Genomic DNA, 15415 nt, shown 5'->3' on the forward strand with positions numbered 1-15415 from the left:
CCGCCCCCGTCGACCTTCCAGTCCGTCAGCCACAGGGACACAAGGAGACCACGCGGCTACTGGCCTGCCTGACGTCCGGCAGGCCCGCAAGCGCTGTTGCCACCGCGCGTTCCACCTCCTGGGCCGCCGCCTCGCCGGGCAGGCCGCGGAAGACGCCGCCCTCGGCCTCGAGCGTGCTCTGCACGGTGACCGACATGCCTCCCTCGGCCGGGACGGGCCGGGGGTCGGGGTGGGTGACCAGGTGGGCCACCCGCTCGACTTCACCGCGGGCATCGGGGTCCGACTGGGAGTCGGAGATGATCTCGGCGCTGGCGCTGAGCACCGCCATCAGCCGGTCGACCTCCGCAGGCGGGCCGGTCAGCTTCACCTGGGTGAAAGCCGGACCCGGCGACATCGAGGACTCTGCGCTCACCACTTGCTCCTTGAAAAGACGGGCGGCTCGTGCCGCACGGGCGCATGCCGCCCGGCGGCGAAGTCGCCGCAGACGGCGCGTGCGGTCAGTGTTGCAGGGGCGGCACGGCCGCGATCAACACCCTGCCAGCCGGAGGCTGCCGCACACGGCGGACGGGGGCCCCGGCGGCCAGGGGGCGGGATACCACCACCGGCCGTGTTCCGGGACGCGGGATATGGGCGGCTCGGCACGTTCCGCTCACGATGCGTGCACCTGGTCATCCCATTTTGTATGGTTTCGAGTGCCCGGCTCTGACAAGACAGCGGGGCTCGGCGGTCCCGTGCACGGCTGCACGGGACCGCCCCCGTCCTGCCCCCGCATGCCGGTCAATCCGCAGCGCAAGCAGGAGCGGAAGCCGCGAGGCCGGTGCCGGCGGCGGTGAGCCGCTCTGTGCGCCACCGCCGACCCAGTGCGGTAACAGCTGTTACCATGCTGGTATGGCCAAGACACAGCTGGGTGCACGCGTAGACGAAGACGTCGCGGAACTCGCCAAGAAGCGCGCCGCCGACCTGGGCCTGAGCGTCGGCGACTACCTCGCCCGGCTCGTCCAGGACGACGCCAGCGGCCTGCGCGCCCGCGCGGTCGACGCCGCCGCCCGCTTCCTCGCCGAACACCAGGCCGTCTTCGACGACGCCGAACAAGCCCAGCACACGCCCCGCGGAGCACGCGCGGCCTGATGAACCTGCACATCGACGTGCCCTGGATCCTCCAGGTCGCCGAGGCCGCCGGAGCCAACGACCCCGCCCCCGACGACTACGGCGTCCCCGTCAGCGCGGTCGCCCGCCACCGCGCCGAAGTGTTCGAGCAGCCCGTCTACGACGGCCCCTACGCCAAAGCCGCCGCCCTCGTGCACACCCTGGGCCGCTGCCGCTGGCTGGAACGCTCCAACATGGCCGTCGCCGCCGCAACCGGCGTCATGTACCTCGAAGCCGCCGGAATCCCCGTCAAGCCCACCCGCGACGACGCGATCGCCCTCAAGGACCTGCTCCTCGACCCCGCCTGCACCGCCGGGAAGATCGCCACACTGCTGCGGACCTGGCCCACCACCACCTGAAACCTCCCGGCTACCTCACGGAAGGCGCCATGCTCGCGACCGCACAACGCGTACGCCCTGACGCAGCCCTCGGCCCCGTCGAGATCATCTGGCACGTGCCGGCCGACCCGGCAGCCTGAGACGGCGACTGCGACGACCACCCGGTCGCGTGCGGGGAACCCGGCATCAGCGTCCCGGGCGGCCTGCGCGAGGTGCCAGAGCATCTGACCGACCCTGGCCAGCGGTGGTGCACTGCCTGCCGGTCGGGCGAACAGCAGACCTGACCCGCATTACCGGCGGCCGCTGCGCCCGTGGGGCGAACCGCCCGGCACGCTCGCCGCTCCACCAGGCGGGACCAGGCCCTGCACGACCTGCCATCGGCCTGTCCGATCGTGGAGTTCCCGTTGCAGCAGCACACCCCGCATGCGCCCCTGCGGGGGCGACTTCGTCCGCCACCGGGTGGATATCCGGTCCAGCACCGCAGCTCAGGAGCCGCCCGGGCGGGGAGAGCGACGGCCCCGCCCGGGCCCCTGGCCAGCATGCCCAGGTGCGAGGCTTGGGCGTGGAGTTCACCGACGTGGAGCTCACGCGGCTGAACAGCACTCCGGCGGCGTACCGTGGCCCGGTGGGAAACGTATTCGGCGGTGGTGGAGGACACAGTCTCTACCTGTCCAACGGCGGCACGGAGGTGTTCATCGACGTGCTGATGCTGGCGGTGTCCGATCTCGCCGACGACGTGTGGGACTACCGCTTCGCGGCTCTTCTGACATTGCAGGACCAGAACGTGATGGGCCGGGGGACTGTCGGATTCGACCTGCAGGACATCGCATGGGGCGCAACTGCGCGGGAGCGTGCCCGGTCGAAGGACTTCGTGCTGCGCGCCACCGAACTTGCGTTGAGCCGCCACCGCTGGAGCGAGCTGGGTTACGACCCTGTCTTCGCCCGTGACTACCTGCACGAGTTCAAAGCCATGGTCGAGTCCTTCGTACCGGGTGACGACCCCCATCTCGTCGGGGACTTCCCCGGGCCGGGCGAACGTGCCATCGCCTCTTGCTCGCAGCACCGGATCCTTAGCGCGCTCCCGTACTGGGAGGGGTGCTTCCTTTGTGCCAAGCCAGCACAATACTGAGCCTTTCATGACAGGGCCCAGACCAGCGTGTGCCCGGGTGGTCCTGTGCTGCCCGCACCGCTGTAGGCCGACGCCGCGGCTGAGTGTGCCGGGCTACTTGACCGGGTGGGCGTCGAGCCAGTCGACCAGGTCGACCGGCTTTGTGCGCAGGGACGCGGCGACGGCACAGCAGGGCGTTCCCGCGCGCCGGCTCAGTGGCGAAACCCGCGACAGGGCGGCCGTGAGCCCGCGCCACGGAACAGCGATGCAGATCGTGGCCCTGACGGCGGGAGCGCTGGATGCTCCTCACGCTCATCCCGCCGAGCCACGCGGTGCGCAGGGCACTCTGGGGCGACACAGTAAGGGGAGGGCCGAGGTGACTGGCGGATGAGCGGACCGACATATGTGATCACCCAGGGCACTCCCAGTACCGCGGCAGGCCCAGGCCCGGCCGGTACGGCCTCCGTGAGGGACAACCCGGTCGACGCCCTGGTCCGGTGGGCTCAGCTGGACCAGCCTCACCAAAGCTCTAGGGTGCTCCTCGAGCGGGACGGACTACCGGTCGACAGGCCCCTGCGAGACCTGCTGCACGACGCATCACTGCACAGTACGGGCGACCAGGCGAGCGAGAACCGGATCAATGGTGCGCTGACGGACTGGATCCGGCGGCATGCCGTACGGAACGCCATTGCCGGTGTGGCGGCGGACGGCGGTGCTGATCCCCTGGCGCTGGTGCGGGCCGGCTGGGCGTGGGCGCTGCGCGTGGACGGTGCGGTCCCAGACGGTGTGCTGCAGCGACTGCAGCCCGAGCACCGGTTCCAGGTCGACAAGGGCATAGAGCAGATGCGCGACGCACTCTACGCTGCCGGGCTCATGCGCCAGCAGAGATGGCCGCTGAACGGGCTGCAGCGGCACGAGCTGTACCTCCACTGGACGACCCTGGCGGGCCGCCAGCTACCTGTCGGGCGCTGTCGGCCCGGCCCGGGAGCTGATGGACCGGCTCATCTCCTGCGAGCGCGATGGCCCCTGCTGCCGCCGGCCGGCGCACCAGACTGCGACCTGCGCACGACCGCCGCACGCATATGGTGGCTGACACGTGACCACCAGCCTGAAGCCGCCGCCGTTTTCCACCGCGTCGCCGATCCTTCCGGCGAGGCCGACCGCCCGGTGCGGGAACTGTTCACGGCCCTGCCCGAGCAGCTGAGACACCGCTCGCTCATCGCTGGCAACCTCCTAGCCGCCGCCGAGCGGCTCGGCAGCGCATACGCACTGCACCACCGGTACTCCATAAACTATCCCGGCAAAGACGTGGCCCGCTTCCGTGACGACGTCCAGGATGCTTCACAGCTGTTCGTCTGCGAGGTCACAACCGCAGTGGTGGCTGCCAGCATCCAGCACCGGCGCCCGGCGCCCGGCGCCCGGCATCGGCGTCTCCGCAAAACCACGCCCTCACAGCCACACCCCCGCCCAGCACCACGGCACGCAGCCGCAGCGGCCCTCAGGCAACGGAAGACTGTGAACGCCCGTGCTCACCGCGCGCCTGTGAAGAGCACTGCGCTCCTGAAGCAAGCTCGCCGCCGACATCACAGACCGCTACCCCAGCGGCTGGCCGAGGCCGAGTACGCAACTGGGCAGGCCTCTCTGCGGCCGCGTCTCACCCTCGGCTGCTGACCGCAGTCAGCGGGAGGCTCCCTCGGGCCACAGGACGCGCACCGCCATTCCTTGCCGCCTGGCGTAGGCGCCGACATCGGCGGTGCCGCCGTAGGCCCCATGTTGCGTAGCTGTCGCGCTTGCAGGTCAGGCGGCAAGCAGTGAGGCGTGGATCCGGCTGATGGCACGTAGGATCTCGTCCCGGTTCTTCGCTCGCTTGATCCATGCCGGAAGGCGGGCCACCAACGTCATCTTCTGTCCGGTGTCGTACCAGGGTGCCCGTTCCCGCAGCGTTGCCTGGACGAAACGGTGGATCACGTCGAGGTGTTGGAGGTTGTACGCCCACAGCCAGCCGTGCCGGGTCTCAAGCTGGAGCCACAGCGGCAGACCGAAGTACGGATCCGTCGCCGGCTGAGCTGTGCCGGGAGAGAACCTGAGAGAACGGCCGCTCCGCACCCGTGACAGTCCGCAGCCGCGACAGACCAGGCGCCGCAGCCTGAACACTGGCTGGCCCCCGGCATCGCAGTCTTCGGGCGCTGGAACGACACGGGCTGCCTTCCCGCAACCGGGGCACCGCACCATGATCAAGCCGAGGAAGTCGTACTCGGTGCTGCGCGGATCTCGGAACCGCCCGGAGAGCAAGGCCATGCGGTGAGTATGCAACTGCCTCGCAGAGCAACGCATCCCGATTCCATCACCCACGCTCAGGCCCGCCAGCCCACCTCGCCAGGGCCGGACGAAGGCCCGAGAACACGCTCAGCGCTGACCGGGCCATGGCACACGCCGACGACCGTGTCCCAGCGCACTGCGTCACTCAACGGGAGACGTCCAGGGCCTGGCGGAACGGGCCACCGGTGCGTGGCCGACCCCCCGGCCAGCGTCACACGAACGGGCCGCCAGGGCGTGCCAGGCGGACGTTCCGTCCGGTGGCAGGGCAATATGGGCGGCGGCCCACCCAGCCTGCCGGGCGGACCGCTTTTCGTTTCTGCCATTCACAAAGTGCGCAGGACTGCGACGACCTTGCCGAGAATCGCGGCGTTCTCACCCGGAATCGGCTCGTAGGCGGGGTTGTGGGGCATCAGCCACACCCGGCCGTTCTCACGGCGCAGGCGCTTGACGGTGGCCTCACTGTCCAGGAGAGCTGCGACGATGTCCCCGTGGTCGGCGGCGTCCTGGCGGCGGACGGTGACGATGTCACCCTCACAGATGGCCGCCTCGAGCATGCTGTCACCCACCACCCGCAGCGCGAACAGCTCCTCCTCGCCGACGAGATGGCGCGGCAGCGCCAGCACGTCCTCGACCATCTCCTCGGCCAGCACCGGGGCGCCGGCCGCGATCCGGCCCACCAGCGGCACCCGCGCCGCATCCGCCGCGACAGCGGGCTCCGGCACGGCCGGCTCGAACCCCGCTGACCCGGCCTGACTGCCGGTCCAGCGGTGCCGGACACGGTAAGCCCGCGGCCGGTTCGGATCGCGGTACAGCACTCCCTTGTTCTCCACCGCCATCAGCTGGTGCGACACCGAGGAGGTACTGGCCAGCCTGACCGCCTGGCCGATCTCCCGCATCGACGGCGGATACCCCTGACGCGCCACCGTCTCCTCGATGAAGCGGACTTTACCGACTACGCGAACGTCCATGTCGCCGGTGACCTGCAGCAGCACGTTGCGTAGGTTTCCGGAATGGTGGTTTCAAACGAAATGGGACCTTCCTCCTCTTGCTCACGTGCGCAAAGACTCGTCCCATCCATCCGCCGCCTCCGGCTGCCCGCTGGGGAACAGACCCGCGTCTTGGCCGAGGCGCGGGCGGCGCAGGATCGACTCGACTGCCTACGGGAGGACGCAGTCCGAACAGCAACTGCCTGTCGTCCGCCAGCGCGGTGGCGCCCAACGCCGGCTCGAGCGGACCGCCGCCGAGGTCGTCCGGAACGGCGGGTAGGCACTGATCAGGGCGGCGCTACGCCGGCCTCGGCACAGCAGCAAGACGGACCGAGGCCACATCGCTCAGGTCCAGGAAGCGGCCAGCGAGGGTGGACCGCAAGGGGCGCCATAGTTCTTCGACTCCTCCCGGGTACGCCGTGCTGGTGTCCGGGCTGTGGCCGGGCGTTCGACCGCGAACTTGAGAAGCCCGTAGGTGGGAGGTCCCCACGCGAAGGACGTCTCAGCGCTGTTTGTACAGCCCGGCCCACACCAGATGACCATAGAACTTCTGGCCGAGTGACGGCGTTCCGCCGAACGTCCGGTCAGTGTTCAGGTAGTGCTCCCGCGCATCCGAGCGGACAGTCTGGATGATCTCGTCCGTCCCGCCTTTGCAGCGCCCCGACGTCAGGCACAGGGCAACCACTGCGGCTACCTGGGGGGCCGAGAAGCTCGTTCCGGAGAGTGGACAGCGTTCGCTGCTGCCGCACAGGGTGTTCGGCAGGGTCTCGACGTAGATGTCGACACCAGGGGCGGAGATCGTGTGCTTGATCTCCTCTTCCCGCAGCGCGAAGGCGGAGAAATTCCACGGAAGGTTGTAGACGTCCTTCGCCGTGACCGCGAGAACCTCGGGGAAGCCGGCAGGAGCGCTTCCTTGGAAACTGAACGGCCCGTTTCCGGCGGAGGCCGTGGTGACGACTCCTGCTGCGGCCAAGGCGCGGATGGCTTGATGCGCGGCCTCGGTCGCACCGGTCAGGACGCTCATGTTGGCGACTCTGATGTTCTTGGCGTGAGCGTTGGCAGTCACCCAGTCGATGCCGCAGATGAGGGAGGACACGAAGCTCTCACTCGGACCGAGGATCTTCACCGACCAGATCTTGGTTCCCGGAGCCACTCCAAGCACTCCGCCACCGTTGTTCCGCGCCCCCACGACACCTGCGACCGCGGTCCCATGGCCTTCGGTGTCCAGGGGGTCAGGGCTGTCCGTGCAATTGGCCCCGAAGGCGGCATTCAGGTTGGGGCTGTTGACATTGACACCGCTGTCCAGCACGGCAACGCCCACGTCCGCGGCGCGATGCGTTGTAAGACCGCCCGTCTTGGCCTTGTCCACCGCGCCGATGTGGAAGAGATTCCACTGCTGGTTGACTTCCTCTCCGAACGCGACGGGTTGCAGACGGTTCCTGGACGGCAGTTCGTCCACAGCGTGCACTGGCTGGTCCGCTTCGACGTAGGCGACGCGCGGGTCCGCACGGACAGCAGCCAGCTCGTCGGCCGTGGCTGTGACGGAGTACCCCTTGAGCGCGGCACGGTAGACATGGTTCACGCGCGCGTTCCGTCGGCTGGTGTGCTCTGCGCTTACCTTGGACGGGTCGCCGGCGGAGTCCTTGAGGACGACGATCCATCGTGAGGGTGTGCTCTCGGAAGCCTGGGCCGGGACCGTGGCTGCCACGACGGCGAGGGCGGACAGAACGCCGCCTGCCAGTCGGACGACCGTCTTCCGCCGCAGTCGCGATGCTGACGCCATGAGTGCTCCGTTCCAGATGCCCAATCCCAAGTACGACGGGCATTCCCACTCATTGGAACGTCGTGCCGCCCACTGGCCCTAATGGGGGAAAGATTCACCCGCCGGGAATCCCGGAACCTGACTTCTCCGGTGTACGCGTCCCGCGAAAGGGTGAGCCCACGCTCAGTCCGAACGATCGTGGTTAGAGATGCCTTGCTCACCTTTCTCTCGTGGTTCGGAAGCACGTCGGAAGTGTCTCGGACCGAATGGCTCTCTGGCTGGAAAGAAGGAAACGCTGTGCCCAAGCTGCGAACCGCTGTTGCCGTGGCCGTTGTGATCAGCGCTGCCACAGCCGTTCCATCAGCCGCCGATCCAGCGCGTCAACGGCCCATCGCGTGCAATGAAGATGCGCTCAAGGACGCCATCCGCGAGGCGAATGAGCACGGTGGCGGAGAGTTCTGGCTCACTCCCGGCTGCACCTACGGGATCACAACACCGGCCAGTGAGGACACTGCTCTGCCAGCCGTCATCTCCAAGATCACCATCCACGGCCAGGACAGCATCATCAAGCGGGAATCCGCGGAGGACTTCCGTCTCTTCCTCGTCGACAGTCCTTTCGGTGATCTCACCCTGAACAACGTCACCGTTCGCGACGGCCGCGCTGAGAACGGCGGCGGAATTTGGGTCCGCCCGGCCAGCAGTCTCACGATCAACGAGAGCAAGATCATCAACAATGCGGCTGGCGGGCTGGGGTCGCGTCCGGGCGGCGGAGGAATTGACAATTTCAGCGGTTCGGTGACGCTGCGGGACAGCATTCTCAGTAACAACACCTCGAGTTCCCATGGCGGTGGAATGTTCCAGGACGGCACAGCAAAGATCGTGCGCAGCACCATCAGCGGCAACACCGCCGGCGACACGAGCGGGGGGATCCGGAACAACACCGGCCGCCTGACCGTCAACGACAGCTTGATTTCCGGCAACACCTCTCATGGCAGAGGAGGCGGCGGCATCATCAACGGAAACGGCGGGACGACCACGCTGAACAACAGCAAGGTCATCGACAACACGGCAACCCATGCCTCCAGCATCGGCGGCGGCATCGGCAACACTGGTCGGCTCTTCCTCAACAGGAGTCACGTCCGCGACAACAGGACCAACGGCAAGGGCGGTGGCATCGCCCAACGGGGAAACGCCGCGGCGGCAACCCTCGAGGACAGCTCGGTGACCGGGAACATCGCAGCCACTGCTCCGGGCGGCATCTACAACGAAGAAGGCCCAGTGCGGCTGGTGTCCACCATCGTGGCGGACAACCAGCCCACAAACTGCAGCGGCAGCCCGGACCCGGTGCCCGGTTGCCCAAACTGATCCGCTGTGCTGCAACGAGCATCGACGAGCCGTGGAATGCGTGGACGCTTGTAGGTCCGAAATCTCGATGGATCGTTCCTCAGTGATCGACACCGGGCTGTGGCTGGGATTGCCGATCAAGAAGCTGTGATTCCAGGTCACTGATCCGTTTGTCGGCGAAGCGGAGGTTGGAGCGTGCGCCTTCGAGTCGTTCCTGGAGTCTGCGGTGTTCTTGGGTTAGCTGGTGGACGCGGTGTTTGAGGGTGCTGTTTTCGGTGACGAGTTGCTGAACCGACTCGCCGGGGACCATCTGGTCGAAATCGCGGATCTGGCCCATCAGCTCACCGATCCGTTGTCGTTGGGTGAGGACTTCCTTTTGGGTGCGGGCCAGCTCTTCTTCTGCGTTGAGCGCCCGTTCGCGCCAAGAGGCTTCGATCCGTTCGTGGACTGCTTGTCCGTCCCTGTCGTGGCGGCTGTGGCTGCTGACGGCGGCGTTTCTCACGAGGGCTCGGGCGTCGGTGTTCTCGTAGCAGAAGGTGACCGATACGCCGGCTCGCTCGGCGATGGCCCGGACGGTCAGCCGGCCGCGCTCGCGATGAAGCTGCCTGATGGCCGTCTCGACCTGCTCCAGTTTCCGTAGTGTCTGACGGCGGCGGGCAGCGAGGGCGGCTTCGGTGGCATCGGGCCTCATGTGACGTGACCGTTCTCTTCGTGTCGGGCCAGTTCCTGGGCTCGGAAGGCGGTGCTCCAGATGAGTCCGAAGTAGTCCTGAGGGCGTCGCAGGTCGAGGGCGAGGGCTTCGTCGAGCAGCCCGACGGCTTTCAGTGCCTTCTCCAGGCCGTCGATGGCGCGGGCGGTCGGTTCGAAGACCTCGTGCAGGTAGTCGGCGGTCGCGGGATCGGGTGCCCGCTCGGCCAGTTGGCGCCACTGCTCGCGTTTCCGGTGCCAGTAGACGAGGTCGGCTCCGGACAGGACGAACTTGTCGCAGTTGTGGCAGTCCAGGTTCCAGGGGCAGGCGTCGCCGTTGACGACGGGCTGGAAGGTGCAGAAGCCGCCCTCGGCCGGTGTCGATGTCCGGCTGAGATCAACAACCAGGGCCGCGGCCTGTTCCCGAGTCATCGGCTCTTCGCCGGACAGCATCAGTCCTGGCTCGGCTGCCCCGGGGCCGGCGACCCAGACTGCTTGGAGGGCGGCGTTCAATTTCGGGTCTGTGTTGGCGAGATGGACATAGTGCTCGGCCATCGTGATGGAAACCTGGCCAGGTAGCGTTTGATATGGACGAGGTTCGCGCCGTTCTTGAGCAGGTTTGTCGCCAAGGTATGGCGGGCTTGGTGAGGGACCCATTGGCCGATGTCGAGGGTGTCCACCCAGTCGCGGAAGGCGTCGGTGAACCAGCCGCTTCCTGCGCCCTTGAGCATCGAGCGGTTCGAGGTGCGTCGGGGGAAGAGCGCGATGCGGCGTTTCTCGTCCGGTGTGGGCAGACGGCCGTGCTTCTCACGGAAGCGGTGGATGGTCTTGGCCTGACGCTGTTCAATCCTCTGGTAGAGACGTTCGGGGATCCGGATCGCCTCGTCGTAATTGCCGACCTTGGTCTGGTCGTGCCAGAACATGGGCAGGCCGCCGAGGCGGCTGATGCAGTCCAGGCGGGTGTTGCGGATCTCGCCGCTGCGTCTGCCGGTCAGCACGAGTGCCTCCCAGATGTCGCGCAGTCCGCGGTCTTCGAAGTCGAAGGTCTCCAACCGTTCGAGGTTCGCCTCGCTGGGCAGGGCCCGGGCGACGTCATCGGGGAATGGTCGGCGCCGTCCTCCTTTCGTGCCGCCGTAGGGCAGGGCGACGATGAAGGCGCGGTCCGGGCCGATCCGTTCCGTGTGACCGCTGTCCATGGCTGCCCTGAGCACTGCTCGCAGGGCATTGAACAGCCGGGCCACTCCGTCCTTGCTGGCGGTGGCGGCGGTTCCTGCGACGCTGCCCTTCGCGCGGACGGCGAGGTGGGGCAGTGTGTGTTCCGCGCGGTGTCGCTCGTCGGTGACGAAGTCGAGCATGTGCTGACCGGTCAGAAGCGTGGGGTCGTGTCCAGCCCCCGGAGCTTGGGCTTGCAGAAAGGCTGAGAGTTCCGCGCAGCCCCTCCTCCAGTTGTCGATCGATAGGTGGCTGCGGGGCGGGTTGCTGGTCAGCCGGTGTGCGATGTGATCCCAGAGCAGGTCTCGCAGCCATCTCTGGGTGACGTTCGTAAGCTCGATGAAGCTGCTGCGGTCCGGGAGCCGGATGCCGAAGTGCTCTGTCTCAAGGAAACCGGCGTCCTTGGTGTCTTCGCGAGAGAAGTAGACGGTTCGGAGATGGTTCACCATCACCCGGACCACTGCCCGCGAATGTGAGTTCCCCCAGCCACGCCGACGCGGGCCCATGCGCGGGACACCTGAACCGGCGCTGTACCTGAACTGCGACACGTGGCCCCGGGGACCCCCAGGCAGGGCCCCGGCCGGACCGCGTTCCCGGCACCGCACGACGCCCGCCCGCCGCCTGGCGCCGGGGCCCCGCAGCTTCGTTTCCCGCCCGGGAGCCCGGGGGAGCGGCGACCACCGCTCTTCTCCGTCTTTAAGGCCCGGCCCCGCGGCCCGATCGGCCGGGACCTGCTCGGCGGAGACTTCCCAGCCCTGCCCGAGACGGAACAGGCCGCATGCACGTGGCCCGCCGACCACTTCAACGCTGAGGGACACGAGCACTCCGACCGCATCATGCTCTCCAGCGCCCGGGCCCGCACCACCACCCTCGGCCGCCTGAGCAAGGCGGCCCGACCCGCCGCCCGCGCCTGACCCGCAGCACACCGGATGGCCCGCCCCGCGACAGGGGCAGGCGGCTCGCCAGGTCGCCTGCCCGCCAAAGCAGCCGGGGCGGGGTTGCGTCGCTTGCCCCGTGGTGAACGCCAGTGAGGTCGGCCGGTGAGCGCCCCGCACGGATCTCCCTACTTGTGCGCTGCGAGCGCCCGGTCCCGGCCTACTCCGGCCGCCCCTGCAGGACCCGACAGCCCTTCACCACGCACGCAGACGGAGCCCCGCCATGCGCCGCACTCCCTCTCAGCCGCCCCGGCCCGCCGCCAACCGGTCCTGTCGAAACTGCCACTGCCGATCGCCCTTCCAGGCCCTGTCCGACGACAGCCCCGACACCTACTGCATCGTCTGTGCCGACCTGGCGGACGACCACGACCAAGGCGCCCACGACTACGACAGTCACGAACACTGCCCCGCCTGCCAGCCCACCTGACCGCCCGGGCACGCCGAAACACCGCGCTCGCCCCGGCCCCCACGCCCCCGACCCGGGCCCAGGGACACCACGGTCTTGGGCGCGGGCCCATCCGCGCACTGCCCTCACCCACCCCCGACCCGGCTGCCCGGCACCAGCGCCCCAGCCGGCTTGCTGCGCCAGACGGCCGTACCCCGATGGTGAACCCGCCCGGCCGCCGCAACGCGAGCGGCCGCCACTCCAGCCCGCCTCACCCGACCGCAAGGAGCTCCGCCATGTACCTGCCTCCGGCTGACCACCATCCGCGACCTCGACGGCGAGCCGATAGCCACCGTCAACGCCCAGTTCGTCGCCGGCACCCACCGCCCACACACCTGGCTGATCATCGCCACCGCCGCCGACGACGGCACCTCGGACGGCGGCCGCACCGCCCACCTCGACTCCTACGGGCCGTTCGCCGATTCCGACGGCGCCCGCGCGTGGGCCGAAGCCCACCTCGGCCCCTACGCCACCCGCTACACCGCCGCCCCCCTCACCGCCCCGTACACCTACGCCGACGTAGAGAAGGCACTGGGGCAAGCCCGTCCGCACCTCCCAGGAGACTGCCCCCGCCCGCGCGAACACCGTCGCTCGATACTTCAAGCCGTTCACCCTCACCCGCCTGCGCTACGGCACCCGGACCGACACGCCCCGCCACGGCTTCACCGCCCGCGAGCTCCAGCACCCCGAGCTCGGGCCGGTCGTCGAACTCACCGCCCTGGGGCCCGACCGCCGCCAGCGCGAACGCGACCACAGCCTCATGGAGACCATCCTGCGCCTGGACCACCCCCGCTACGAGGCCACCGACCAGCAAACCCACCTCCTGGTACGCCGCCTCTCCGACGCCGACCTCTTGCTGCGCCTCGTAGCAATTCTCCCTTTACTCCATAGTGGACGAAAAGTCACTGAATGATAACAATCAGTGGCGAGGATTGGTGGCTGCCGCTGTCTGCCGTGCGGTGACGCTAGCCGTAGCGCCGGCATGCCGCTCAGTTCTGCTCTGGTCCGCAGGCTCTCCTGGACGGCTACTAGCTCTGTTCGCTCCCGATGGCCGGCGGCCATGTCCTCTGTCCCCATGCCAGCACCTGTTGGCACCCGCTTCGCGAAGGGACCATCCGTGGTCGCCAAGAAGAAGTCCGCGACGTCCAAGGCGGCATCCGAGCAGGACAAACTTGTGGCCGCGCTCCGGCAGTTCATTCGGGCAAAGGGTCAGAGCTACCTCTTCGACCCGAATGTGACCTCGATTGGCATCGGCTACCGCCAAAGGGGCGGTGAGACAGTCGAGGAGCTCACGCTGCAGTTCACGGTAGACGTGAAGACCTCCGAGCCTGAGGAATTGGAGGCGCTGGGAACTGCCGAGCTCCCGGCGGCGATCGAGGTGGCTGGTGTGGAGGTCCCCACTGACGTCATCGAACGCAGCTACACGACGCAATTCCGTGTCGTCGCCGAGGCCGAGGGCCCGATGCGCAAGCGGCGTCTCGACCCGATCGTGCCCGGGGCGAGTGTCGGACACGTCGAGGTCTCTGCCGGCACCATCGGCTGCATCGTCTTCGACAAGAACGATGCAACCCCCTATGTCCTGAGTAACTGGCACGTGCTGCACGGCCCGGACGGCGCCTTGGGTGAGGCAATCGTGCAGCCCGGCCCGCACGATGACAACCGCATCACCCTCAACCGTCTCGGAACCCTGAAGCGCTCCCATCTCGGTATCGCGGGGGACTGCGCGGTGGCGACGATCGAGGATCGCCAGTTCAGCAGGGAGATCTTCGAGATCGGCGTTGTACCGGAAGAACTGGGCGAGCCGGAACTCGGTGACAAGGTCATCAAGAGCGGCCGCACCACGGAAGTCACACACGGCATTGTCCGGCGCATCGACACCCTCGCCAAGATCGACTACGGGGAGGGTGTCGGCGAGCAGATCATCGGCTGCTTCGAGATCGGAATCGACCCGGTCAACCCGCCTGCCGACGACGAGGTGAGTCGGGGCGGAGATTCGGGCTCTGTGTGGATGTTCAAGGCTGCAAACGGCCGACCCGGCAAGGTCCTGGCCGGCCTGCACTTCGGTGGAGAGAGTGGTAACAACCCGGACGAGCACGCACTAGCCTGCCTGCCACGCTCGGGTCTTCGGGAAACTCGAGATCAGCCTGCAGCCTCCGTCGGTCGAAGAAGCCGAGCTCATCAAGGGATACGACCCCGGCTTCCTGGTGAAACGGATCGACGCCCCGCAGCTCAACGCAGCCATCAAGGACGACGCAGTCCTGCTGGGCGGCTCCGAAGTCATCCATTACACGCACTTCTCACTGGCATTGAGCGAGTCTCGGTGCTTCGCGAATTGGGTGGCCTGGAACATCGACGGCGCATCGCTCAAGAGACTCAGCCGTAACGGCATCAAGTTCGTCAAGGACCCGCGCATCGATGACGACGTCCAGATCGGCAACGAGCTGTATGAGGCCAACCGGCTCGACCGCGGACACATCGCCCGCCGCGCTGACCTGCTCTGGGGCAGTCCGGCCGAGGCGAAGCAGGCCAACCTGGACTCGTTCTTCTACACCAACATCACTCCACAGATGGATGACTTCAACCAGAGCAGCAAGGGCGGCCTGTGGGGCCAGCTCGAAGACGCCGTCTTCGCCGATGTCGAAGTCGACGACCTGAAGGTGAGCGCGTTCGGCGGCCCGGTCTTCCAGGACGATGACCGCCTGTTCCGCGACGTCCAGATCCCTCGCGAGTACTGGAAAGTCATCGCCTTCTCCGAGAATGGTCAACTTAAGGCCAGAGCGTTCCTGCTCACTCAGAACCTCAACCAGCTCGAGGCCCTCGAACTCGACGAGTTCCGCGTCTTCCAGGTCAACCTGAGCGAGATCGAAGAACGCTGCCGGCTCCGCTTCCCCGCTGCCCTGCGCAAGGCAGACACGCTGGCCGTACCCGAAGCACTGGAAGAGCGAGCACCGCTGGACAGCCTCGCTGACATTCAGTGGCACTAGCGACAGACCGTGCCTTCTGCCGAGAGGGCAGCCAGCCCCCTCGGCAACTGCGTCCGCGGCCGTCGGTGCACGCCCTCGCACCGGGAAGCTTGGTCAGGCCCGTCCCCCCTTGAGCTGGCAGCAATCGGAGAGCAAGGAGACGACCAACT

The 15415-nt window shown here is 67.7% G+C and carries 16 protein-coding genes; 8 read left to right on the forward strand and 8 right to left on the reverse strand.

The genetic code is table 11. The features are described 5' to 3' along the window. Positions 1–25: 25 nt before the first annotated feature. Positions 26–412 (reverse strand): hypothetical protein, encoded by a 387-nt coding sequence (locus ACSU6L_RS40190; protein WP_437064591.1) that lies wholly within the window; start codon positions 410–412, stop codon positions 26–28. 476 nt (positions 413–888) lie between these two features. Here ACSU6L_RS40190 and ACSU6L_RS40195 point away from each other — a divergent pair, with 476 nt between their 5' ends. The 3 genes from ACSU6L_RS40195 (at position 889) to ACSU6L_RS40205 (ending at position 2613) form a co-directional block, all read left to right on the forward strand. Further along, entirely contained in the window at positions 889–1128 is a 240-nt protein-coding gene (locus ACSU6L_RS40195; protein ID WP_437064593.1) for a hypothetical protein, read from the forward strand. After that, on the forward strand, positions 1128–1505 hold the full coding sequence (locus ACSU6L_RS40200) for a fic family toxin-antitoxin system, toxin component (protein ID WP_437064594.1): 378 nt from the start codon (positions 1128–1130) through the stop codon (positions 1503–1505). Before ACSU6L_RS40195 ends, ACSU6L_RS40200 begins: the two co-directional genes overlap by 1 nt. A gap of 541 nt (positions 1506–2046) precedes the next feature. Beyond that, entirely contained in the window at positions 2047–2613 is a 567-nt protein-coding gene (locus ACSU6L_RS40205) for a hypothetical protein (RefSeq protein WP_437064596.1), read from the forward strand. Positions 2614–3189: 576 nt separating this feature from the next. Here the strand turns inward: ACSU6L_RS40205 and ACSU6L_RS40210 are convergent. The 4 genes from ACSU6L_RS40210 to ACSU6L_RS40225 all read right to left on the reverse strand — a co-directional run bounded on the left by ACSU6L_RS40210 (position 3190) and on the right by ACSU6L_RS40225 (position 7680). After that, positions 3190–3507, reverse strand: a complete 318-nt coding sequence (locus ACSU6L_RS40210) for a hypothetical protein (protein WP_437064598.1) — start codon at positions 3505–3507, stop codon at positions 3190–3192. 882 nt (positions 3508–4389) lie between these two features. Continuing rightward, positions 4390–4890: a hypothetical protein gene (locus tag ACSU6L_RS40215; RefSeq protein ID WP_437064600.1), complete on the reverse strand. Its 501-nt coding sequence runs from the start codon at positions 4888–4890 to the stop codon at positions 4390–4392. A gap of 344 nt (positions 4891–5234) precedes the next feature. Further along, positions 5235–5879 (reverse strand): transcriptional repressor LexA, encoded by a 645-nt coding sequence (gene lexA, locus ACSU6L_RS40220; RefSeq protein WP_437065231.1) that lies wholly within the window; start codon positions 5877–5879, stop codon positions 5235–5237. 520 nt (positions 5880–6399) lie between these two features. Then, positions 6400–7680 carry a S8 family peptidase gene (locus ACSU6L_RS40225; RefSeq protein WP_437064602.1) on the reverse strand — a complete coding sequence of 427 codons (1281 nt, stop codon included), beginning with the start codon at positions 7678–7680 and terminating at the stop codon, positions 6400–6402. Positions 7681–7956: 276 nt separating this feature from the next. On the opposite strand from ACSU6L_RS40225, the gene ACSU6L_RS40230 reads away from it, so the two are divergent. Beyond that, complete coding sequence (locus ACSU6L_RS40230) at positions 7957–9024, forward strand: hypothetical protein (RefSeq protein WP_437064604.1); 1068 nt, start codon at positions 7957–7959, stop codon at positions 9022–9024. Between the two features lie 79 nt (positions 9025–9103). Here the strand turns inward: ACSU6L_RS40230 and ACSU6L_RS40235 are convergent, their stop codons facing one another. From ACSU6L_RS40235 to ACSU6L_RS40245, 3 genes are all read right to left on the reverse strand, one after another. Then, complete coding sequence (locus tag ACSU6L_RS40235; protein ID WP_437064606.1) at positions 9104–9694, reverse strand: DUF6262 family protein; 591 nt, start codon at positions 9692–9694, stop codon at positions 9104–9106. Beyond that, entirely contained in the window at positions 9691–10122 is a 432-nt protein-coding gene (locus ACSU6L_RS40240; protein WP_437064608.1) for a hypothetical protein, read from the reverse strand. The genes ACSU6L_RS40235 and ACSU6L_RS40240 overlap by 4 nt, the downstream gene beginning before the upstream one ends. Positions 10123–10199: 77 nt before the next feature. Next, positions 10200–11351: a tyrosine-type recombinase/integrase gene (locus ACSU6L_RS40245; protein WP_437064610.1), complete on the reverse strand. Its 1152-nt coding sequence runs from the start codon at positions 11349–11351 to the stop codon at positions 10200–10202. A gap of 99 nt (positions 11352–11450) precedes the next feature. Between ACSU6L_RS40245 and ACSU6L_RS40250 the strand changes: the two genes are divergently transcribed. The 4 genes from ACSU6L_RS40250 (at position 11451) to ACSU6L_RS40265 (ending at position 15266) form a co-directional block, all read left to right on the forward strand. Continuing rightward, positions 11451–11816 carry a hypothetical protein gene (locus ACSU6L_RS40250; protein WP_437064612.1) on the forward strand — a complete coding sequence of 122 codons (366 nt, stop codon included), beginning with the start codon at positions 11451–11453 and terminating at the stop codon, positions 11814–11816. A gap of 244 nt (positions 11817–12060) precedes the next feature. Then, on the forward strand, positions 12061–12264 hold the full coding sequence (locus ACSU6L_RS40255; RefSeq protein WP_437064614.1) for a hypothetical protein: 204 nt from the start codon (positions 12061–12063) through the stop codon (positions 12262–12264). A 1135-nt stretch (positions 12265–13399) separates the two neighbouring features. Next, on the forward strand, positions 13400–14665 hold the full coding sequence (locus ACSU6L_RS40260) for a hypothetical protein (RefSeq protein WP_437064615.1): 1266 nt from the start codon (positions 13400–13402) through the stop codon (positions 14663–14665). Further along, positions 14589–15266 carry a DNA/RNA non-specific endonuclease gene (locus ACSU6L_RS40265; protein WP_437064617.1) on the forward strand — a complete coding sequence of 226 codons (678 nt, stop codon included), beginning with the start codon at positions 14589–14591 and terminating at the stop codon, positions 15264–15266. The genes ACSU6L_RS40260 and ACSU6L_RS40265 overlap by 77 nt, the downstream gene beginning before the upstream one ends. Positions 15267–15415 lie beyond the last annotated feature (149 nt).

This window comes from Streptomyces sp. enrichment culture (assembly GCF_964272855.1).
Classification (GTDB): domain Bacteria; phylum Actinomycetota; class Actinomycetes; order Streptomycetales; family Streptomycetaceae; genus Streptomyces.